The following is a 20,503-nucleotide window of genomic DNA, read 5'->3' as shown; positions in this document are numbered from 1 at the left end:
CCGGCCGCGGCGCTCGCGTAATGTCCGGGTTGTGCCCTGGTGGATCGTGCGTGCCGTTTACGTGGTCGGCTTCCTCGTCGGCACCACGACCCACGCGATCGACCTGCTGGCCGGCGGCTACGCCGACACCCCGGCGCCACTGGCCGTGTTCTTCACCGCGCTACTGGTGATCGATCCGCTGACCGCCGTGCTGGTCGCGCTGGACCAGCGGCACGGGGTGACGCTGGCCTTCGCGGTGATCGTGCTCGACCTGCTGGCCAACTGGTACCTGAACTGGTCGCGGCTGCCGGCGGCACTGCTGCATCCGACCTGGCTGCTGCTCAACCTGTTCAGCGTGTTCGTGCTGGTGACCTGGCTCCCGCTGCGACGGCGGAGCAACCGGGCCGGTTAGGCCTGTGCCACCTCGATGTCGCCGTTGTCGCTGCCCAGGTCCAGGGTGTTCTTGCCGTTCGGGTCCTCGGTGACGCCGATCTTGCGGTGCCCGTTGTGGTTCTGCGTGGTCACCCGGTAGCCGCCGGCCGGCACGGCCAGCTTGATGTCGCCGTTGTCGGTCCGCGCGGTCACGTCGCCCGGTTCCAGCAGCGCCAGGTCGATCCGGCCGTTGCTGGTCTTGGCCTGCACGTTCCCGCCGCGCAGCCCCCGTCCGGTGATCTCGCCGTTGCTGGTCTCGGCCTTCACCGTGCCGGCCACGTCGGCCAGGTCGATCTCGCCCGAGCTCGTGGTCACGTCGACCGCCCCGACGTTGCGGAGCTCGACACCGCCGTTGTCGGTCTTGCCGCTGACCGGCAGCCCGGCCGGCGCGGTGACGTCGTAGTCGACGGAGCAGTTGGTGCCGCAGTCGCCACTGAGCACCAGCACGCCGCCGTCGACCCGGTAGGTGTCCTGCTTGGGCGTGGTGTCGTGGTACGTGATCTTCCGCTGCACCGTGATCTTGGCCAGCCCGGCCTGCCCGTGCACGGTGACACCGCCGGACCGGCCGTCCAGCTTGATCGAGGTGACCGACTGGTCCAGCGTCTTGGTCTCGGTCATCGACTGCGGCGGCAGCAGGTGGCTACACCCCGACATCACCCACACTCCGGCCACGACCAAGCCGGCAGCCCCCAGCACCCTGCGCATCGACTCACTCCCCTTTGAGGTCCGATGACGCACGGTATAGGACGTGAGGCAGTGTCGTATCGGGGGATAACCCTGAGACGGACCCCTACGTGGCCTCAGTACGGGAAGTGGTTGTGCTGGCCGGCCACGGTGACCCAGCGGGTGGCGGTGAAGGCCTCCACGCCCCACCGGCCGCCGAACCGGCCGTAGCCGCTGGACTTCACGCCGCCGAAGGGCACCTGGGGCTCGTCGTCCACGGTCTGGTTGTTGACGTGCACGATGCCGGTGCGGAGCCGGCGGGCGATGGCCAGGCCGCGGCGGGAGTCCTCGGTGATGACGCCGGCGGTCAGGCCGTAGTCGGTGTCGTTGGCGATGGCGATGGCCTGCTCGTCGTCGTCCACTGTGGTCACGGTGACCGCGGGCCCGAAGATCTCCTCGGTGAAGATCCGCATGTCCGGGGTGACGCCGGACAACACCGTCGCCGGATAGCGGCTTGCGTCGGCGTCACCACCGCCGGCCCGGAGCGAGGCGCCGGCGGCCACGGCGTCGGCGACGAGCTCGGACACCCGCTGGGCGGCCGACGCGGTGATCAGCGGGCCGATCACCGTGCCGGGGTCGGTCGGGTCGCCGTGCGGCAGCGACGCGGCCTTGGCGGCCAGCTTGGCGGTGAACTCCTCGGCCACCGAGCGGTGCACCAGCAGCCGGTCGGCCGACATGCAGATCTGGCCGGCGTTGTGGAAGGCGCCGAAGGTGGCGGCGTTCACGGCGTAGTCGAGGTCGGCGTCCTCCAGCACCAGCAGCGCGTTCTTGCCGCCGAGTTCGAGCACGGCCGGCTTGACGTGCTCGGCCGCGGTCATGCCGATGATGCGGCCGACCCGGGTGGAGCCGGTGAAGTTGACGACCCGGACCCGCTTGTCCGCGATCAGGGTGCGCGCGACCTCGGCCGCGTCGGCCGGCGCGTTGGTCACGACGTTCAACGCCCCGGCCGGCAGTCCGGCCTCGCGCAGCACGTCGGCCAGGAACAGGCCGCAGGACAGCGGCGCGTCCTCGCTGGGCTTGAGCACCACGGTGTTGCCCACGGCCAGCGGCACGGCCAGCGACCGCGTGCCCAGGATGATCGGGGCGTTCCACGGTGCAAAGGCCGCCACCACGCCGACCGGCTCACGCAGGGCCAGCGACAGCTGCCCCTCGGTCTCGGTGGACAGCACCTCGCCGAGCGGCTGCCCGATCGAGGCGGCCGCGTCACGCAGCATGCCGGCGGCCAGGCCGACGTTGAACTGGGCCCAGCCGGCCACGCCGCCGACCTCCTCGGCCATCAGCGCCACCGCCTCGGCGGTGCGGGACTCCAGGATGTCGGCCGCCTTGAGGAAGATCCGGCGGCGGGCCCCCGGCGAGGTCGTCGACCAGGTGGAAAACGCTTGCTGGGCGGCGTCCACCGCGCGCGTGACGTCGGCCGCTCCACCGGCCGCGACCACCGCGTACACCTCCCCGGTGTACGGGTTGAGATCCTCTGTCGTGCGGCCGTCCAGCGCCGGAACGTCCTCGCCGCCGATGACCAGGTCTCGTTTGATCGTCACAGACACTCCCGTGTTCGCTGTGCGCACATCCATTCGTCATCCGCACACCAGTGTGGCGCGGACGACACCGCTCGTCAAGCGGCCTCTGTTGAAATTTGTACGATGTGGGCCATGGCCGACCCGAACTGGCTCGACGAGCGCGAACTGACCGCGTGGAAGCAGTTCCTGAGCACCGGCGCGGCCATCAACCGGCTGGTGGACCAGCAGCTCAAGCGGGACGCGGGGCTGTCGCACCAGCAGTACGAGGTGCTGGCCCGGCTGGCCGAGGCGCCCGAGGGCCGGCTGCGCATGACCGACCTGGCCGGTGCCGCCGTGACGTCCAAGAGCGGTCTCACCTACCAGGTCGGGCAGCTGGAGAAGGCCGGTCTGGTGCGGCGTTGTGGCTGCGCCGGCGACGAGCGGGGCATCGTCGCGGCCCTCACCGAGGCCGGCTGGCAGAAGCTGCGCGAGGCCGCGCCCGAACATGCCGCCCTGGTCCGCGATCTGTTCGTGGACGGCATGAGCCGCAAGGACTTCGCCGCCTTCGCCGCCGGGCTCGCGGCCTTGCACGATCGGCTGAACCCACCGGCAATTTAGGTGTTCCCGCGCCGGTCGCGGCCCAGCTGTGCCAGCCTCGCGACCGGGGTGGCACACATGATTTCTCGACGGGATTTCCTGGCCGCGGTCGGTGCCGCGGGCGGGGCCGGCGCGATGTTCGCGACGATGGGCGCGCTCGGCCTCGCGCCGACCGCCATGGGCACACCGGACTATCAGCCGCCGCGGCCGTCCGACTTCACGCTCGGCGGCCGCGCGGCGGCCAAGGTGATCGTTCTCGGCGGCGGCATCGCCGGCCTGGCCAGCGCGTACGAGCTCGGCAAGGCCGGCTACGACTGCACGGTGCTCGAGGCCCGGGACGTCGCCGGCGGCCGCAACTTCACCGTCCGCGGCGGCACCCGCCAGACCGATCTCGACGGGCGGACCCAGGTCGGCCGGTTCTCCGACGGCGAGTACATGAACGCCGGGCCGGCGCGGCTGGCGCAGTGGATGGTGACCCTGGACTACTGCCGTGAGCTGGGCATTCCGCTGGAGGTCTTCACCAACGTCAACGCCAGCGCGCTGATCTACCACGAGGGCATGACCGCGCCGGTCCGCTACCGGACGGCCAAGGCCGACGTGTACGGCTACGTCAGCGAACTCCTGGCCAAGGCCACCGACCAAGGCGCCCTGGACAGTGCACTGACCAGCGACGACAAGCAGCGGCTGCTGGCGTTCCTCGAGGACTGGGGCGACATCGGAACGCAGCACAAGTACACGGGATCGCTGCGCCGTGGCTTCTCCGTCGATCCGGGCGCGGCCGAGCAGCGCGGCACCGTGCTGGGCCCGCCGCCGTCGCTGTCGGACGTGCTGGCCAGCGGCGTCGGCCGGCATTTCTCGTTCGAGCTCGAGTACGAGCAGGCCATGCTGATGTTCCAGCCGGTCGGCGGCATGGACCGGATCCCGGCCGCGCTGGTGCGGGCGATCGGGCCCGCGCGGGTGCGCACCGGCTGCGCCGTCACCGGGATCACCAACGGGGACAACGGGGTTTCCGTCACGTACACCAGAAACGGCCAGCCGCAGCGGATCGACGCCGACTACTGCATCGCCGCGATGCCGCCGCACGTCACCGCCAAGATCCCGCACAACCTGGGCGCGGGCGTGCAGGCCGCATTGTCCACCTATCACGGCGACCCCGTCGGCAAGATGGGCCTGGAGTACCGGAGCCGCTGGTGGGAGACCGACCACCGGATCTACGGCGGCATCACCGAGACCGATCTGGACCTGGACCACGTCTGGTATCCCTCGCACGGCTACCACGGCCGGCGGGGCACCTTGATCGGCTACTACAACACCGGTGATCACGCTGTGGCCTACGGACAGCTGACGCCGGCGCAGCGGGAAGCCCGGGCGGTCGCGCAGGGTGTGCGGATCCACGGCGACAAGTACCGGACCGAGCTGGCCAGCTCGTTCTCCGTTGCCTGGCACCGAACCCCGTACATCGAGGGCGGCTGGGCGATTCCCACCGACGCGCCGTCCTATCGGCTGCTCAACGAGCCGCAGGGGCGGGTGTACTTCGCCGGTGACTGGCTGACCTTCCTGGTGACCTGGCAGGCCGGCGCGTTCGCCTCGGCCCGGCGGGTGGTCACCGAGCTGCACGAGCGCGTGCTGAAATCCTGAGGCGGACCGGGGGCGGCATCGGATACGCTGCCCCGCAACACGGTGACGGAGACAAGTAGCCGGGGACCGACGCGGGTCAGAGAGCCGCCGGTAGCTGCGAAGGCGGTCCCGCGTCCCCCGGTGAAGACACTCCCGAGTGTGTGGCAGTGAACGAGGTTCCCGCTCCGGCGGGAGCGAAAGTGCGGTGGCACCGCGAGTTTCCCTTCTCGCCCGCACTCCCAAGGGGTCGACTCGACCACTGGAGTGGCGATGATCGCCCGTGTCCTGTCCGCGGAACTCCCTTCGCACGTCGGCGAACGCGTTCGCGTCGCCGGCTGGGTGCACCGCGGCCGTGAGCTGAAATCCGTGACGTTCGTGGTCGTGCGCGACCGCTCCGGGCTGACCCAGGTGGTCACGTCCGGTCCCGCGCCGTCCGAGGAGACCGTTGTCGAGGTGACCGGCCTGGTCACCGCCAACCCCAAGGCGCCGGGCGGCGTCGAGCTGACCGAGCCGGTGCTGACCGTGCTCGGCGAAGCCGTTGTGCCACCGCCGTTCGACCTGTACCGGCCGACCGTGCCGGCGACGCTGCCGACCATTTTGGACAGTGCGCCGGTGTCGCTGCGACATCCGTTGCTACGGGCCCGGTTCGAGATCTCGGCCGCCTCGGTCGCCGGGTTCCGCAGTGCGCTGGACGGCCTGGGCGCCACGGAGATCCACACGCCGAAGATCGTCGGCTCGGCCACCGAGTCCGGCGCGAACGTGTTCGGCATCGACTACTTCGGACGCAAGGCTTTTCTCGCCCAGTCGCCGCAGTTCTTCAAGCAGGCCATGGTCGGCGTGTTCGAGCGGGTGTACGAGGTCGGGCCGGTGTTCCGGGCCGAGCCGCACGACACCGCCCGGCACCTGGCCCAGTACACCAGTCTCGACGCGGAGATCGGGTTCATCGCCGACCACCGGGACGTGATGGCGGTGCTGCGGGAGGCCATCGCCGGCATGCTGTCGTCGGTGGCGGCCCGTTCGGAAGCCGTCGCACTGCTGAAAGCAGAGTTGCCCGAGGTGCCGGCCGAGATCCCGGCCATCCACTTCGCCGAGGCACAGAAGTTGTTGGGCGGCAAGGACGAGATCGACCTGGCCCCGGCCGACGAGCGGTGGCTGTCCGAGTGGGCGCTGCGCGAACACGGCTCGGACTTCCTTTTCGTCACCGGCTATCCCATGGCCAAACGTCCCTTCTACACCCATCCGTCACCCGAGGACCCCAACTACAGCAACAGTTTCGACCTGCTGTTCCGCGGTCTGGAACTCGTCACCGGTGGGCAGCGTCTGCACCGGCACGCCGACTACCTCGCCGCGCTGGCGCAACGCGGCGAGTCGCCCGAGGCGTACCAGAGCTACCTGGCGATGTTCGCGCACGGCATGCCGCCGCACGGTGGCTTCGCCATCGGACTGGAGCGGTGGACGGCGCGGCTGCTGGGCGTGGCCAACATCCGGCAGACGACGTTGTTCCCCGAGACCTGCACCGACTCACGCCGTAGCGGTTCCGGCACACCCGCCAGTGCGCCGGAACCAACCGCCACCTGGCTGGACACCCGGCGGCTACACTCGCGACCGGCCACTGTGGTCATTCGTCAACCGGCAAGGGCAGGCACATGGTGGACCGGGAGCGCCACCCGGTCGAACAATGGTTCCGACGCCGGGGACTGCCGTCGGTGGTGCGTGGCCGGCCGACCCACGTGCTGGTCCGCAGCGTGCCGGCGCTGGCCTTTCTCATCGTGCTGGGCTTCGTCGTGGACGCACTGGCACTGATCGACGGCACCTCGGACGAGGACTTCGAACGGCTGATACAGAACGACGCCTACCTGCTCGGGTACGACGCCCTGCTCATCGGCTGGGTGGTGTTCCCGACCGTCGGCGCGTGGTTGGCGAACCGCTGGCTCCGGCGGCACACCACCGGCGAACCCGACCGGGCTGCGACCGTGACGGCTATCGTGGTCATCGCCTTCTACGCGCTGGCCTTTCCCGTGCTCGAGAAGCTCATGGGCACCACCGACGACATCGTGCTGCAAATCGTGGTCAATGTCCTACAGGTGCTGGGGGCGCTGGCCGTGACGGTCGTCGGCGGCGGGTCGGTGCTGGCCTGGGCGGTGCGTGCGGCCGTCCGCCAGCTCGGCACCTTGGGCACGATGGCCAGCCGGGCGTTGCCGCTGTTGCTGCTGTTCACCGTGTTCGGTTTCTTCACCGCGGAACTCTGGCAGGCCACGGCTGTGCTGACGCGCCAGCAGATGTGGCTGGTGGCCGGCCTGTTCGCGGTGGCGGCGCTGCTGTTCCTCGGCGCGATGCTGTCCGACGAGGTGCGCACCCTGGCCGGCGCCGCCCTGCCGGCGGTCGATCCGGGCAAGCTGCGCGGCAGCCCGCTGGAGTCCTTTCTGGACGAACCCGTTGCCGCCGGCCCGGTGCGGCTGCGCCCGGTCGAGCGGGTCAACATGGTGCTGGTGCTCGTGCTGGCCGAGGCCTTCCAGGCCGCCGTGTTCGGCGTGGTGATGTTCGTGTTCTTCGTGGTGTTCGGCGTGCTCGCGGTGCGTCCCGAGGTGATGAAGGCGTGGAGCAACCAGAATCCGACGGTCGGCAACCTGTTCGGCGTGCAGGTGCCGGTGCCCAACCAGTTGCTGCACGTGTCGATCTTCCTGGCCGCGTTCTCGGCGCTGTACTTCGTCGCGTCCACCGTCACCGACGAGCGCTATCGGCGGTCCTTCTTCGAGCCGCTGGTCGACCATCTGGCGGTGAGCCTGGCGGCGCGCCAGGTCTATCTCACCCGCTGGCGCTGATCTCTCCCCTCTCAATTTATAGCGGACCCCCGGCCTTGCGGCAAGGCCCGGGGTGTGCCGCATCATTGCCCGCCGTAAGCCTGTTACCAGCAAAAATGGGGGCAACCACATGCGTGTGGTGTTGTTGACGTACGGCTCGCGCGGCGACGTCGAGCCGATCGTGGCGCTCGCGGCCAAGCTGCGCGAGCTGGGCTCGGAGGCGGTCGTGTGCGCGCCGCCGGACGAGGAGTTCGTGACGCTGATGGACCGGGCCGGCGTGCCGCACGTGCCGCTCGGGCCGTCGGTGCGCGAGTTGATGTCGGTGGCCAAGCCGGACCCGTTCGGGTTGGCGGCCGGGCTGGTCGACGCCCGATTCGACATCCTGGCCAAGACGGCCGAGGGCGCCGACGCGATCGTGGCCGCCGGGCTCATGCCGGCCGGGGCACGTACGGTCGCCGAGCAGCTGGGCATTCGCTACGTGTTCGCCAGCTACCAGCTCTACGGCCTGCAGAAGGCCGTCTGGCAGACCGATGTGGCCCGGATCAACGCCTTCTACCAGCAGCCGCTCAACAAGCACCTGACCGAGCTCGGCCTGCCGCCGGTGGACAACGTGCGCGATCACGTGTTCACGGACCGGCCGTGGCTGGCGGCGGACCCGGTGATCTGCCCGTTGGAGGGTGTGACGGAGCTCGATGTCGTGCAGACGGGGGCGTGGATCCTGCCCGACAGCCGCCCGCTGTCCGACGAGCTCGAGGAGTTCCTGAACGCCGGGGAACCGCCGGTGTACGTGGGTTTCGGGAGCATGCACCTGCACGCCGCCCCGGAGCTCGGCCGTCTCGCCGTGGACATCCTCCGCGCCCGGGGTCGTCGCGTCGTGCTGGCCCGTGGCTGGGCGGATCTCGACGTTGAGGACTGCTTTGTCGTCGGCGACGTGAACCAGCAGGCGCTGTTCCCCCGCGTCGCGGCGGTGATCCACCACGGCGGCGCGGGCACCACGCACACCGCCACCCGGGCCGGCGCGCCGCAGGTGGTCGTGCCGCAGATCGCCGACCAGCCGCTGTTCGCGGCCCGGGTAGCGGAGCTGGGCATCGGGGCGGCGCACGACGGCCCGACGCCGACTTACGAGTCCCTGTCGGCCGCGCTGGCGACGGCCCTCGACCCCGCAACCGCCGCCCGCGCCAAGGAGGTTGCCGGCACTGTCCGTACGGATGGGACAGAGGTCGCGGCGAAGATGTTGCTAGAGCAGGGCTAGCAGTTCGGCGGCGGCGCGGGCACCGGATTCCGCGCCGCCGTTCATGTACCCCTGGGAGTCGACGGAGGTGTGCTCGCCGGCGATGTGGACGTTGCCCTGCCGCGTTCCCTCGTAGCCGGCGAACCGGTGGCAGTAGTTGACCGGATAGCAGCTGTATGCCCCGTAGCTGTACGGATTCCGGTGCCACGCGGCCAGCGTCGCCTTGCCCTCGTAGGCCTTTCCGATCCCGGGCACGACCACGCCGAACTGCTGGAGCTTCTGCCGGGCGGCGGCACGCACGTACCCCGACCGAGCATCGGAGAACGGCTCGGCCGGCTGGAACTCCAGCGCGCCACTGCCGCCGCCGTACTGGATGGCGACGCCCTGACGGCCGGGCTGCCCGGTGGTCGCGTCCCACACCTGCTGATATCCGGTGTCGGAGAAGCTGATCCCGTTGGCGACGCCGGGCCAGGGTCCACGGCCGACCCATGGCCGCGAGCCGAACTGGAGATGCAGCTTGGTGCAGAAACCCATCTGCAACGAGGAAACCGCGCCCCTCATCCGGGCGTCGAAGCCGGCCCGGCTGAGGTCGAGCCGTTGCAACACCCCGAGGGGCACGGTCAGAATCGTGTGGTCGACGCGAACGGCGCCGGTGTCGAAGTGCAGGGTCTGAGTGCCGTCTCCGTTGCGCACCAAGGCTTCCAGCCGGTGACCGGGCTGAACGGTGCCGTTGGGCAAGGCCGCCGCGATGGCTTCGGGCAGGGTCTGGTTGCCACCGGTGATGTGGTAGCGCTCGTCGGAGGCGCCCCAGATCGCCGGCTCGGACAGGTCCGCCTGGTCGATCATCATGTAGGCCAGGTTGATCGCCGTCTGCTGCTCGGTGTCGCGCCCGTACTCGACCACGTACGCGTCGTCGAGGAAACGGCCGATCCACGTCGAGTAGCCGCCGGGCACACGGGTGGAAATCCACTCCCGCACCGACATCCGGCTCAGCTCGACGCCGAAGGGGGTGGACGAGTCCCAGGTCGGGGCATCCTCGCCGGCCTTATGGATGTCAGCCTGCAAAGCCTTGTACACGGGCTGGAACTCGGCGACGAACTGGGCGTGCGAGCGGTAGCAGCCCTCGTAGTACAGGACATCCACGCTGCCGGCCGGTTCGGCGGCGTGGATGTCGGTGAGGCCGATGCCGAAGCGCCGGCACAGGTCGCGGATGACGGTGTGGTCGGTGTCGATCAGCTCGCCGCCGTACTCGGTGACCTGCCCGCCCCAGTAGTCACGCTCGGAGTACATGCGCCCGCCGATGCGGTCGTTCGCCTCGTAGACCGTGCAGCGCACGCCGGCGTCGGCCAACGCCAGCGCCGCGTTCAGGCCGGCGATGCCCGCCCCGATGACAGCAACGCGGGATTTGGTGGCGCCGGACGCCACGGCTGCGGCTTTCGGTGCACGTAAGACGCTGGCCGCGCCGAGCACGGCGGCCGACGCGCCGAAGATCTTGAGCACGTCCCGGCGGCTCATCGTGCCGGCGGCCCGCGCCACCCGCGCCTCGCGGAACTCCATGACCGGCATACCCAGCCGCGCGGCGGCGGCGTGATCGGTCGCGACTCGACGCAGGAACCGGAACATCTCCGTACGCGGCATGTCCGGGAGCAAACACCAACTGAATCAGTACTGTCAACGCTTCTTGGCAACGAAATCAGTCGTTCACAATGTCCAGAAACGCGCGAGTCGCAGGTGACAGCGCGACCCCGGCCGGGGTCGCGGCGTGCACCGCCCGTACCGGCACCTCGTCCGGATGCAGCTGCACCAGCGCGATGTCCGGCCGTACCGACTCGGCGGCGATGGACGGGATGAGCGTGATGCCGACCCCGGCCGCGACGAAGCCCTGCTTGGCCAGCCAGTCCCGGGCCACGAAGCCGATGCGGGGCCGGAAGCCGTTGGCCAGGCACGAGCTGATCAGCGTCTGCTCCGGGCGGTCGCTGCCGGCGATCCACTCCTCGTCGGCCAGGTCGATCAGCCGCACCCGGCGCCGCCGGGCCAGCCGGTGCCCGGCCGGCAGCGCCACCAGCATCGTGTCGTCACGGAGTTTGCGCAGGTCGAGCCCGTCAAAGGGGCCGTCGCCGGACAGGATCGCCACGTCCAGCTCGCCGTCCCGGAGCCGCCCGACCAGCCCCGGCGTGTACATCTCGGTCAACGTCACGACAACGGCCGGACAGGCCGCCCTGAAGGCGGCGATCGCCTTGGGCACCAGCGAGGCGTCGGCGGTGGCGAACGCGCCGACGCGCAGCCGGCCGGTCGCCAGCTCGCGCAGGTCGGCCAGCTCCCGGCGGGCGGCCTCCAGCCGGTCCAGCACCGCCTCGGCGTGCGGCAGCAGCCGGCGGCCGGGCTCGGTCGGCCGGACGCCGCGCGGCAGCCGGTCGAACAGCGGCGTGCCGGCCTCGTCCTCCAGCGCGGAGATCTGCCGCGAGATGGCCGACTGCGTGTAGCCGAGGCGGGTGCCCGCCGCCGTGAACGAACCGAGCCGGGCGACCTCGACGAAGACCCGCAGCAAACCGCTGGACAACTCATGCGCGTCAGGCATGCCAGCCATGCTAGACATTCGCTGGTGGCATCGCTGCCGTACTCGTAGCGTCGAGGCCATGGAGAAGATCGCGTTTCTTGGGCTCGGCTCGATGGGTCTGCCGATGGCCCGCCGCCTGCTGGCCGCCGGCTACGAGCTGACCGTGTGGAACCGGACCGCCACCAAAGCGGAGTTGGTGGCGTCAGACGGTGCGAAAGTCGCATCCACACCGGCCGAAGCCGTGCGGGACGCGGACGTCGTCGTGACGATGCTGGCCGACCCGGACGCCGTGCACGCGGTGGTCGACGCCATGGCGCCCGCGCTGCGGCCCGGCGCCTACCTGATCGACATGTCGTCCATCGGCCCGCAGTCCTTCGCCGACGTCGTGGCCAAGCTGCCCGAAGGCGTCACCGCGATCGACGCCCCGGTGCTGGGCAGCGTCGACCGGGCGGCCGCCGGTGAACTGGTGCTGTTGGTCGGCGGCGATCCCACGCCCGTGCAGGCGATTCTGGCGCAGTTCGGCCGGATCACCCGCTGCGGCCGGCAAGGGGCCGGTTCGGCGCTGAAGATCGTCATCATCACGGCCGTGATCGTCGGCGTCACCGAGATCGCCGAGGCGATGAAACTCGCCGCCGCCTACGGCCTGCCCGACGATCTGGTCAAGGCGGCCCTGGGCAACAGCCCGCTCGGCGGGGCGGCGGCACGGGCCTTCGCCGACGGCGTGTACTACCCGATTCGCTTGGCGGCCAAGGATGTCGCGCTCGCGGCGCTGTCGGCCGACCTGCCGCTCGCCCGCACCGTGCACGAGCAGCTGGACCGGCTGGCCGACCGTGAGCAGGACTTGGGCAAGGTGGTCGAGCAGCTGCGCTGAACCCGATCGGCCGCCGTCGCGTTGAGACGAACGGGCGCGGGGCGCGACGAGGGGCGCGCTGCCGTGTACCGTGCCGGCGACGAGTGCGGGGGTGCCCGTGGCGGAACTGGCTGCGCGCGACTACGAGCGGATGCTCGACCTGGCCGTTGCGGTGATGGACAGCCGCAATGTGGACCGGACGTGGTCGCTCGTGGCCGACGAATTGGTCCGATCATTGCACGGCACCACGTGTGTGCTGTCCCGCAGCCACCGGTTCGTCAGCCGCGTGATTGTGCTGGACGAGGTCGAGGTGTGGACGCCGTGGTACCGCGGCGTGCTGCCGCCGTCCGCCGAGGAACGCTCCCGGATGCCGCTGCATCCGTTGGTGCGCCACTACGCCGAGACCGGCGACAGCGAGCCGCGGACCGTGAGCGATCTGCTGGACGACCGCACGTGGCGGTCAACCCAGACGTTCAGTTCGCTGCGGGAAACCTCCGGCGCGACAAGGCATATCGCGCTGCCGCTGCACGACTTGTCCGGCGCCAACCGGGGTTTCGTGGTCGGGCGGTCCGGGATGGACTTCACTGACCGGGAGCGGACCTTCGTGCGCCGGCTGCAACCGTTGCTGCGCCGGGTCGACGGCCATGTGCGGCAGCTGAAGCTCTGGCAGGACAAGGCAATTCACGGTCCGGAACGAGCCGCCGCGTTGAAGCTGACCAACCGTGAGGTCACCGTGCTGTCGCTGCTGGCCTCCGGGCTGACCGCCGGCGGCATCGCCAACCGGCTCGGCGCGTCGCCTCGGACCGTCCACAAGCACCTGGAGAACATCTACCGCAAGCTCGGCACGTCCGACCGGCTCACCACCGTGTTGCGGGCGCAGAAGGCCGGGCTGCTGCCGTCATAGCAGGGCGACGCCGCTCGCCTCGGCGATGCGCCGCAACGACTCCACGCTGTCCCGCGTCGCCTGCACGGTGCCGCCGACCGGCGCCGAGTAGTGCGTCTCGATCGACAGGTAGTCGTCGTAGCCGGCGTCGGCCAGGCCACGCAGCTGGGCCTCCCAGCCCACGATGCCGGCCCCCGGCTTCACCCAGCCCTCGCCGCGCGCGTAGTCCTTGACGTGCACGTGGGCCACCGCCTCCGCCACCTTGCCGCAGTTCACCGCGTCCGGCTCCGTGTCGCGGAAGCGGGCCTCGTTGGCCGGGTCCCAGACCACGCCCAGCAGGCCCGGGGCCATCTTGCCGAGCAGCTCGTCCGCCTCCGCCACCGTGGCCACCATGCAGGCCTCGTCGATCTCCAGCAGCAGCGTGAAACCGGCCGCGCGGGCCTGGTTGGCCGCCGCCGACAGCACGTCGGCCAGCCACGGCAGGTACCAGTCCCGGTCGTCGACCCGCAGGCCCGAGAACACCCTGATCGCCTTGGCCCCGACCAGGTCGGCGATCTCCATGCCGCGGTCCAGGTGCTCCCAGATCGCCTTCGTCGCCTTCAGGAACGGCGTGTCCACCACCGGGCACTCGAAGCCGCCGGCGCTGAGCGCGTCCCGGAACTCCCGCAGCCGGGCCTGCTCGTGGTGCACCACGTTGCGGCCGCCGACACTGCGCAGCTCGACCGCGGACAGGCCGAGCGCCTCGCACTCGTGCAGCGCCGTGTCCAGGTCGGGCGCGATCTCGTCGGTGATGACGGACAGCCGCATGCTGGTTCCATTTCCACTATCGGCAGGGTGCACCCGTGGACTACCAGCTACCGCCGGTCGGCGCAACGGCTACCCCGCGTAACAGTCCGGGTTGCCCCCGTCCGACCCGACGATCGGTCGAAATTCCGAGCCAATCGTGCCGATTGGCCCGGCCACCGCGCCGTACCGGCCCACCGTGGCGAAGCCCAGCCGGTGATTGACGTCCGCCATGTACGTGTTGGCCGCCGCCGTCCTGGTCCACGCCTGCTCGAGGGCGCCGTGTTCGGCGGTGAACCAGCGCAGCAGCTCGGCCTTCATCGCCACGCCCAGCCCGTGTCCGCGATGAGCCTTGAGCACCACCGTGTCGCCCTGCATCAGCCTGGTCGGATCCTTGGGCCGGGCCTCCGCCTCGGTCAGTCCGACCACCGTGCCGTGCGTGTCCACCGCGGCAACCGTGCGGAGGTCGATGCCCTGCTCACGGCGTTCCACCTCGATCCGGCGCACCCGCTCCACCGTCCAGTCCGGCGGATGCTCGGCCGATTCGCCCCACGGCGCGTCGGCAATGGCCCGGCGGGCCTCGGCGTACGACGCCACCAGCTCATCGGGTACGTGCCCGCGCCACCGCACCAGCTCATACCCCTCGGGCGTATCCACCGCCCACCGCGCACGGTCGACCTCGCCCAGCTCCAGGATCTGCAGGATGGTGCTCTGCACCTCTCGGAACCCGCGATTCCGCGTCCAGCTCCCGCCAGGGCCGTCCAGCTTCACGTACCCGCCTTCGACCACCGTGCAGCCGCGGTCGCGCACGTGCGGCAGCACGAAGTCCAGCAGCGCCGTGCCGATGCCCTGCCGCCTCAGCTCCGGTAGGACCGCGACGTCGACCACCGCAAGGTGCTCGTTGTCGTCGAGCAGGAGCACGCTCACCTTCCCGACCACCCTTTGATCCCGACGCGCCGTCCACAGCAGGCGGTCGCCGTGCCGGCTCAGCGTTGACACCGTCGCTTCCCTGGTCGGCGTCGGCAGCTCCGGGAAGTCGTGCCGGTAGAGGGCCAGCCGGAGTTCGTGGTACTCGTCGATCTCGGCTTCGTCGAACGGCCGGATGTCCAGTGTCATAGCTTCCTGCTCACCACGTTCGACCGCCGCACGGTCTTGAATCCGAGCTTCGCGTTCACGGCGACCATGTGCACGTTGGTCGTGCCCGTCGAGGTCCAGACGTGGTCCAGACCGTCGTTGTCGGCCGTCAGCCAGCGCAGCATGTCAGCCTTCATCGCCAGCCCGAGGCCGTGGCCGCGATGGGCCGCGAGCACTGCCGTATCGCCCTGGAACAGCCGATCGGGGCTCAGCGGCAGCCGCTCCACCTCGGTCAGGCCGGTGACCTCGCCCCGTTCGTCCACGGCCACCACCGTGCGCCATTCCACGCCCTGCTCGCGATTCTCCGCTTCGAGCCGACGGATGCTGGCCACGGACCAATCCGGCGTGACGTACGTGGAGTCACCGGTCGGGGCGTCAGCGATGGCGTCTCGGGCGCGGGAGTAGGACTCGACGAGGTCGTCCAGGGCGTGGCCGATCCACCGCACCAGCCGGTAGCCCTCCGGGGTGGCGACCTCCCACAGTCCCGGATCCACCTCGGCGAACGTCAGCATCTGGGCCACGCGCGTGTGCACGACCTTGAACCCCTGTGCCCGCGTGAAGTGCTCCCCCGTGCTGCCTTCGGTGATGTAGTACCCCTCCATCACCTTGCGGCCGCGCTCCCGCAGCACCGGGATGATCGTCTCCATCAGCTCCGAGCCGATCCCCCGCCGCCGGTAGTCCGGATGCACCGAGATGTGCACGCCCGGATGTGCTCATTGCCGTCACCCGGCAGGCCCGCCATCGCCTGCCCGACCAGCCACCCGTCCAGGCGAGCCTGCCATCTCAGCTCGTCAGCATGCTGCGCCGACGGCGTCCGCAGGCCCGCCGCCGTCTCCTGCCTGGTCTGCACCGGCAGATCGGGATAGTCCACGACATAGACCGCGCTCCGCAGCTCGTGGCACTCGTCGATCTGGGCCTCGGTCGCCCGTCGCCCGTCGAAGGTCCGTATCTCCAGCATCGGATCTCCCCCGGTGTCACAAACCGTCGAGTTCTCGGTTTACCACGCTGTACCTGCGCACCGTCGCGAAACCGAGGCGGTGGTTGACGTCGGCCATGTACTGGTTGGCGGTCGCCGTCGAGGTCCACACCCGCCGGAGGTCGGGTCGGTCGGCGGTGATCCATCGCAGCATGGCGGCCTTCATGGCCTGCCCGAGGCCGTGCCCACGATGGGCGGCGAGCACGGCGGTGTCGCGCTGGGCGGCGAGGTCGGGGCGCAGGGACTGGAGGTCGAGCTCGGTGATGCCGACGACGTCGCCGTCGGAGTCGACGGCGGCGACGACGCGGCGCTCGATGCCGTTGGAGCGGTAGCCGGCCTCGAGACGCCGCAGGCGGGCGACGGTCCACGACGGGGTGCGGAAGGCGGACTCGCCGGGCGGGGCGTCGCCGATGGCGTGCCGGGCCCGTACGTACGACTCGACGAGGTACTCGGGGGCCTGCCCGATCCACCGTACGAGCCGGTAGCCGAGCGGCACCGGCACCTCCCAGATGGCCGGGTCGACCTCGGCGAACTCGAGCAGCTGGAACACGGAGGTGTTGACGGTGCGGAAACCCAGCGCGGCGGCGAACCGGGACCCGGGCGAGTTGGACTCGACCCGGGACACCTCGCCGATCACCCGCCCCCGCGCCCGCAGCGCCTCGGCGGCGGTGTGCAGCAACCGGCTGCCGATGCCCTGCCGGCGGAAATCAGGGTGCACGACGAGGCGGATCATGCTCAGGTGCTCGTTGCCGTCCACGGGCAGCTGCGTGCCCAACGCGCCGGCCAGCCGCCCGTCGACCCGCGCGGTCCAGGCCAGGCTCTCGCCCAGATCGATGTCCGGACTCCGCAGCCGGGTCTGCACGGTCTCCCGCGTCGGCGGCGCGACATTCGGGTAGTCCACGCGGCTCACGGCCAGGTGCAGCTCAACGTGCTCGTCGACGTCCTCGGCCAGCGGGTCGACGAGCCGGATCTCCGGCGTCACGGCTCGATGATCCACGTGTCGAGCCGCAGCGACCGGCCTTTCGACACGACTTCCACCGGATCGGCGTCGCTGCGCCGGGCCCCGAGCGCCCGGGCCACGGCCACGCTGGCGGTGTTCTCGGCCTCGATCTCCAGCAGCACGTGCGGCAGCCCGACCGTGCGCAACGCGAACTCGGTGATCACCTGGGCCGACCGCAGGGCCAGTCCCTGCCGCCGGTGCCGCTTGCCGATGACGTAGCCGACCATGCACAGCGCCGGCCGCAGGAACACCATGCCCAGCGGCACGTCCTCGCCCGGCCGGGTGATGGCCAGGTGCAGCCGGTTCTCCTCGGCCCTGGTCCGACGCATGGCCGCCAGGTACTCCCGCGCGGCGGCCAGGTCGAACGGCGAGGCGATGGGCGTGCGCAGCGCCACATCGGGGTCGTCGAAAAGATCGACCATCACGGGCAGGTCGGTCTCGGTGAAATCCCGCAGCAGCAGGCCGTTCCCGGTGATGACCAACGGCGAGGCGAACGGGTTCATGGCCCAACAATGCCAGAGATACCGGTTCGACAGCGCACGGACGATGCTGCACGATCGGCCCCATGCGCTACCTCGTGGACACCGACGTGCCGATCGTGACCAGGGACGGCGTCGCGCTGGCCACGAACATCTGGCGACCGGCCGATGAGCGGCCGGCCCCGGTCCTGCTGCTGCGCACCCCGTACGGCAAGGACGACATCGCCAGCTACGGCGGCAACCGGCCGAACCTGTTCGCCCTGCTGGACGCCGGCTACGCCGTGGTCATCCAGTGCTGCCGCGGCACCGCGCGGTCCGAGGGCATGCACGTGCCGCACGAGACCGAGGCGGCCGACAGCGCCGACACGATGGCCTGGCTGCGGGAACAGCCTTGGTGTGACGGCAACATCGGCGGCTTCGGCGCGTCCTACCAGGGCGCGGTGCAGTGGCAGTCGGCGGAGTTGGCGCAGGCCATCGCCCCGACCTTCGGCACTGCCGACTTCTACCTGGCGCCGTGGTACTCCCCCGGCGGCGCGATGTCGCTGCACACCGTGCTGACCTGGATCACCGCCAACGCGGCCGGCGAGGCAATGAAAGCCGGTGCGGCACAGGACCTCCCGGAGATCATGCGACAGCAGTTCGATACGCTGCCGACCCGCGACCATTTCGTGCTGGCCCGGCATTTCCCTTGGCTGGACACGGTTTTCGCGCACCCCGACCATGACGGCTACTGGCAGCGGCTGGCCCCGGCGGCCAAGACGCCGGCGTTGAGCGTCGGCGGCTGGTACGACATCTTCGTCAACGAAACCGTGCGCTCGCACAATGAACGGCTCATCATCGGGCCGTGGACCCATCTGAGCCAGGATTACCGCGGCGCCAATCTGACCGACGCACACCTGCGCTTCTTCGACCAGTGGCTGCGCGGCAAGCCGGACGACTCCGCGCCGGTGCGGATCTTCGTGATGGGCATCGACCAGTGGCGCGACGAGCCCAGCTGGCCGCTGCCCGACACCCGGCGGATGGACTACTTCCTCGGTGACGGAACACTGTCCGGCCAGCCCCTGACGTCCGGCAGTCTGATGTACCGGTACGACCCGCTCGACCCGGTGCCGACGATCGGCGGCAACACGCTGGCCGCCGACGCAGGCCCGCGTGATCAGCGGCCGGTCGAGGTCCGGGACGACGTGCTGTGTTTCACCGGCCCGGTGCTGGCCGATCCGTTGGAGGTCACGGGTCACGTCTCGTTGACCCTTTTTGTGTCCAGTGACGCCGTTGACACGGACTTCATGGGCAAGCTGGTCGACGTGCACCCCGACGGCACGGCGATCAACCTGTGCGAGGGCATGCTGCGCGCCCGCTACCGCAACTCCCTGTCCGCCCCGGAACTCCTGACGCCGGGCCGGATCTACGAGCTGACCCTGGACCTTTCCGTGACGTCCACGGTGTTCCTGCCTGGGCACCGCATCCGGCTCGAGGTCACGAGCAGCAACTTCCCACGCTACGACCGGAATCCCAACACGGGCGGCGTGGTCGCGGCGGCCGGGCCGAAGGATGTGGTGGTCGCCGAGAACACCGTCCACTTCGGACCGGCCCGCCCCAGCCGGCTGTCGCTGCCGGTGATCCCTAACGCCAGGTGACCAGGTCCTCCAACGGGATCCGCTTCGGCCGGTGGGTAAGGCTGGCCGTGACGCCACGGGCGTTGTCGTCGGAGTAGCCGAGGGTGAGGAAGCCGGACAGGCCGACGTCCTTGGGCAGGCCGATGAGCTCCTCGAGGCCGTCCGCGTGCGGGCCGAAGAAGCCGGTGGCCAGGCCTTCGTTGGCCGCGGCCAGTTGCAGCATCACCAGCAGGCTGCCGCTGTCGAACCACCAGAACGGCACCGGCCAGTTGCCTTCGTCGCCCTCGTCGGTGACCTTGTCCGGTTGGCGGTAGCGCTCGTGGTAGGACTCCTCGCGGACGCCGACGGCGATCAGCACCGGCGCCACCGAGATCCACGGCTTCATGCCCGATTCCACGTACGGCGCCTCGGTCAGCTCGGCGATCTTGCCGCGGAGCTCGGGGTCCGTGACCACGATCAGCCGGTGCCCCTGGCTGAAACCGGCGCTGGGCGCGCGGTGCACGACCTGCACGATCCGGCGCAGCACGTCCTCCGGCACCGCGTCGGGGCGGTAGCTGCGCACCATCCGGCGGGCCCGGAGCACATCGGCGAAGTCCACGGTCGTCTCCTCACGTATGGGCCTCCAGCATGCCACGCGCTTCTGCCCCGATCAGCACGGAATGCTTGCGGATGCGGATCGTTCCCCGGCTCGCGACTTCGTTGTGCAGCACGGACAACTCCCCGTCGGTGAGGTCACGGTCCACACAGCTGGCCAGGTAGGCGACGACCGGCTCGGGCGTCGGCACCACCAGCTCGTCCTCGTAGCGGATCAGCTCGACGTCGTCGAAGTCGCCGCTCAGCAAGGCGATCGCGTTCTCCGCACGGAACGAGAGATCGACGGCCTCCGGGAACGACATCGGCAGGCCGACGGTCTTGGCGATGTCCCACAGTTCGGCCATGTGCCCGCCGCCGTTGGTGGTGGCGACCAGCCGTCCGCCGGGTTTGAGGATGCGCCGCAGCTCGGCGATGGCCTCGGCCGGTTCGGGAACGTGATAGAGCATGTGGCACGCGAGCGCGCCGTCGAACGTGGCGTCGGCGAAGGGAAGGGCGTCGGCACTGCATCGGGCCGACGCGAATCCCTTGTCTCTCAAGGCGTTGCACATCGCTGCGGAGAAATCCGAGGCGATGAGCGCGAATTCCGGTCGTACCGGCCACAAGGCGCCGGTTCCGGCACCGACTTCCAGCACGCGCTCACCTTGCTGCCACGGCAAGCGTTCGCGGACCCATTCCGACCATGACTGTCGGTTCGTGCCGTAGCCGTGCAGGGCGATGCGTGCCGCGAGCTTGTCGACGGTCCGATACTGGATCAC

The 20,503-nt window shown here is 70.2% G+C and carries 21 protein-coding genes; 9 read left to right on the top strand and 12 right to left on the bottom strand.

All coding sequences use genetic code 11. The annotated features are described in order from the left end of the window. Positions 1–46 precede the first annotated feature (46 nt). Positions 47–391, top strand: a complete 345-nt coding sequence (locus M3Q35_RS46365; RefSeq protein ID WP_273938994.1) for a hypothetical protein — start codon at positions 47–49, stop codon at positions 389–391. Here M3Q35_RS46365 and M3Q35_RS46360 read toward each other — a convergent pair. Continuing rightward, entirely contained in the window at positions 388–1,116 is a 729-nt protein-coding gene (locus M3Q35_RS46360) for a DUF4097 family beta strand repeat-containing protein (protein ID WP_273938993.1), read from the bottom strand. The genes M3Q35_RS46365 and M3Q35_RS46360 overlap by 4 nt on opposite strands. 95 nt (positions 1,117–1,211) lie before the next feature. Then, positions 1,212–2,672, bottom strand: coding sequence for an aldehyde dehydrogenase (locus M3Q35_RS46355; RefSeq protein WP_273938992.1), 1,461 nt, complete (start codon positions 2,670–2,672; stop codon positions 1,212–1,214). A gap of 111 nt (positions 2,673–2,783) precedes the next feature. Between M3Q35_RS46355 and M3Q35_RS46350 the strand changes: the two genes are divergently transcribed. From M3Q35_RS46350 to M3Q35_RS46330, 5 genes are all read left to right on the top strand, one after another. Further along, positions 2,784–3,248: a MarR family winged helix-turn-helix transcriptional regulator gene (locus M3Q35_RS46350; protein WP_273938991.1), complete on the top strand. Its 465-nt coding sequence runs from the start codon at positions 2,784–2,786 to the stop codon at positions 3,246–3,248. A 57-nt stretch (positions 3,249–3,305) separates the two neighbouring features. Continuing rightward, positions 3,306–4,865 carry a flavin monoamine oxidase family protein gene (locus tag M3Q35_RS46345; RefSeq protein ID WP_273938990.1) on the top strand — a complete coding sequence of 520 codons (1,560 nt, stop codon included), beginning with the start codon at positions 3,306–3,308 and terminating at the stop codon, positions 4,863–4,865. Between the two features lie 249 nt (positions 4,866–5,114). Next, complete coding sequence (gene aspS, locus M3Q35_RS46340; protein WP_273938989.1) at positions 5,115–6,647, top strand: aspartate--tRNA(Asn) ligase; 1,533 nt, start codon at positions 5,115–5,117, stop codon at positions 6,645–6,647. Beyond that, entirely contained in the window at positions 6,551–7,666 is a 1,116-nt protein-coding gene (locus M3Q35_RS46335; RefSeq protein ID WP_273938988.1) for a hypothetical protein, read from the top strand. The genes aspS and M3Q35_RS46335 overlap by 97 nt, the downstream gene beginning before the upstream one ends. Before the next feature lie 109 nt (positions 7,667–7,775). Continuing rightward, positions 7,776–8,897: a glycosyltransferase gene (locus M3Q35_RS46330; RefSeq protein WP_273938987.1), complete on the top strand. Its 1,122-nt coding sequence runs from the start codon at positions 7,776–7,778 to the stop codon at positions 8,895–8,897. Here M3Q35_RS46330 and M3Q35_RS46325 read toward each other — a convergent pair. Both M3Q35_RS46325 and M3Q35_RS46320 read right to left on the bottom strand, forming a co-directional pair. After that, on the bottom strand, positions 8,883–10,514 hold the full coding sequence (locus M3Q35_RS46325; protein ID WP_273938986.1) for a flavin monoamine oxidase family protein: 1,632 nt from the start codon (positions 10,512–10,514) through the stop codon (positions 8,883–8,885). The two genes, M3Q35_RS46330 and M3Q35_RS46325, sit on opposite strands and share 15 nt — an antisense overlap. A 55-nt stretch (positions 10,515–10,569) precedes the next feature. Next, positions 10,570–11,454: a LysR family transcriptional regulator gene (locus tag M3Q35_RS46320; protein WP_273938985.1), complete on the bottom strand. Its 885-nt coding sequence runs from the start codon at positions 11,452–11,454 to the stop codon at positions 10,570–10,572. Here M3Q35_RS46320 and M3Q35_RS46315 point away from each other — a divergent pair. Together M3Q35_RS46315 and M3Q35_RS46310 are read left to right on the top strand one after the other, a co-directional pair. Further along, on the top strand, positions 11,453–12,304 hold the full coding sequence (locus M3Q35_RS46315; protein WP_337960539.1) for an NAD(P)-dependent oxidoreductase: 852 nt from the start codon (positions 11,453–11,455) through the stop codon (positions 12,302–12,304). The two genes, M3Q35_RS46320 and M3Q35_RS46315, sit on opposite strands and share 2 nt — an antisense overlap. 97 nt (positions 12,305–12,401) lie before the next feature. Beyond that, positions 12,402–13,187 (top strand): helix-turn-helix transcriptional regulator, encoded by a 786-nt coding sequence (locus M3Q35_RS46310; protein WP_273938983.1) that lies wholly within the window; start codon positions 12,402–12,404, stop codon positions 13,185–13,187. On the opposite strand, the gene M3Q35_RS46305 is transcribed toward M3Q35_RS46310, so the two are convergent. The 6 genes from M3Q35_RS46305 to M3Q35_RS46280 all read right to left on the bottom strand — a co-directional run bounded on the left by M3Q35_RS46305 (position 13,182) and on the right by M3Q35_RS46280 (position 17,562). After that, entirely contained in the window at positions 13,182–13,973 is a 792-nt protein-coding gene (locus tag M3Q35_RS46305; RefSeq protein WP_273938982.1) for a sugar phosphate isomerase/epimerase family protein, read from the bottom strand. The two genes, M3Q35_RS46310 and M3Q35_RS46305, sit on opposite strands and share 6 nt — an antisense overlap. A 69-nt stretch (positions 13,974–14,042) precedes the next feature. Continuing rightward, positions 14,043–15,065, bottom strand: coding sequence for a GNAT family N-acetyltransferase (locus tag M3Q35_RS46300; RefSeq protein ID WP_273938981.1), 1,023 nt, complete (start codon positions 15,063–15,065; stop codon positions 14,043–14,045). Beyond that, a complete protein-coding gene (locus tag M3Q35_RS46295) occupies positions 15,062–15,784 on the bottom strand; it encodes a GNAT family N-acetyltransferase (protein ID WP_273938980.1) in 723 nt (240 codons plus the stop codon). The genes M3Q35_RS46300 and M3Q35_RS46295 overlap by 4 nt, the downstream gene beginning before the upstream one ends. Continuing rightward, complete coding sequence (locus M3Q35_RS46290; RefSeq protein ID WP_273938979.1) at positions 15,730–16,041, bottom strand: hypothetical protein; 312 nt, start codon at positions 16,039–16,041, stop codon at positions 15,730–15,732. Before M3Q35_RS46290 ends, M3Q35_RS46295 begins: the two co-directional genes overlap by 55 nt. Before the next feature lie 16 nt (positions 16,042–16,057). After that, entirely contained in the window at positions 16,058–17,041 is a 984-nt protein-coding gene (locus tag M3Q35_RS46285) for a GNAT family N-acetyltransferase (RefSeq protein ID WP_273938977.1), read from the bottom strand. Then, on the bottom strand, positions 17,038–17,562 hold the full coding sequence (locus tag M3Q35_RS46280; RefSeq protein WP_273938976.1) for a GNAT family N-acetyltransferase: 525 nt from the start codon (positions 17,560–17,562) through the stop codon (positions 17,038–17,040). Before M3Q35_RS46280 ends, M3Q35_RS46285 begins: the two co-directional genes overlap by 4 nt. Positions 17,563–17,624: 62 nt before the next feature. Between M3Q35_RS46280 and M3Q35_RS46275 the strand changes: the two genes are divergently transcribed. Next, positions 17,625–19,175, top strand: coding sequence for a CocE/NonD family hydrolase (locus M3Q35_RS46275; RefSeq protein ID WP_273938975.1), 1,551 nt, complete (start codon positions 17,625–17,627; stop codon positions 19,173–19,175). Here the strand turns inward: M3Q35_RS46275 and M3Q35_RS46270 are convergent. After that, the gene (locus M3Q35_RS46270; protein WP_273938974.1) at positions 19,162–19,752 is read right to left on the bottom strand and encodes a nitroreductase family protein; all 591 of its coding nucleotides are present in this window, start codon (positions 19,750–19,752) and stop codon (positions 19,162–19,164) included. The two genes, M3Q35_RS46275 and M3Q35_RS46270, sit on opposite strands and share 14 nt — an antisense overlap. A 10-nt stretch (positions 19,753–19,762) precedes the next feature. After that, positions 19,763–20,503 carry a class I SAM-dependent methyltransferase gene (locus M3Q35_RS46265; RefSeq protein WP_273938972.1) on the bottom strand — a complete coding sequence of 247 codons (741 nt, stop codon included), beginning with the start codon at positions 20,501–20,503 and terminating at the stop codon, positions 19,763–19,765.

Origin of the sequence: Kutzneria chonburiensis (assembly GCF_028622115.1) — a bacterium.
Taxonomy (GTDB): Bacteria; Actinomycetota; Actinomycetes; order Mycobacteriales; family Pseudonocardiaceae; genus Kutzneria; species Kutzneria chonburiensis.
Note: the sequence above shows the minus strand (reverse complement) of the source record. Positions and strands in the feature narration are given on the sequence as shown.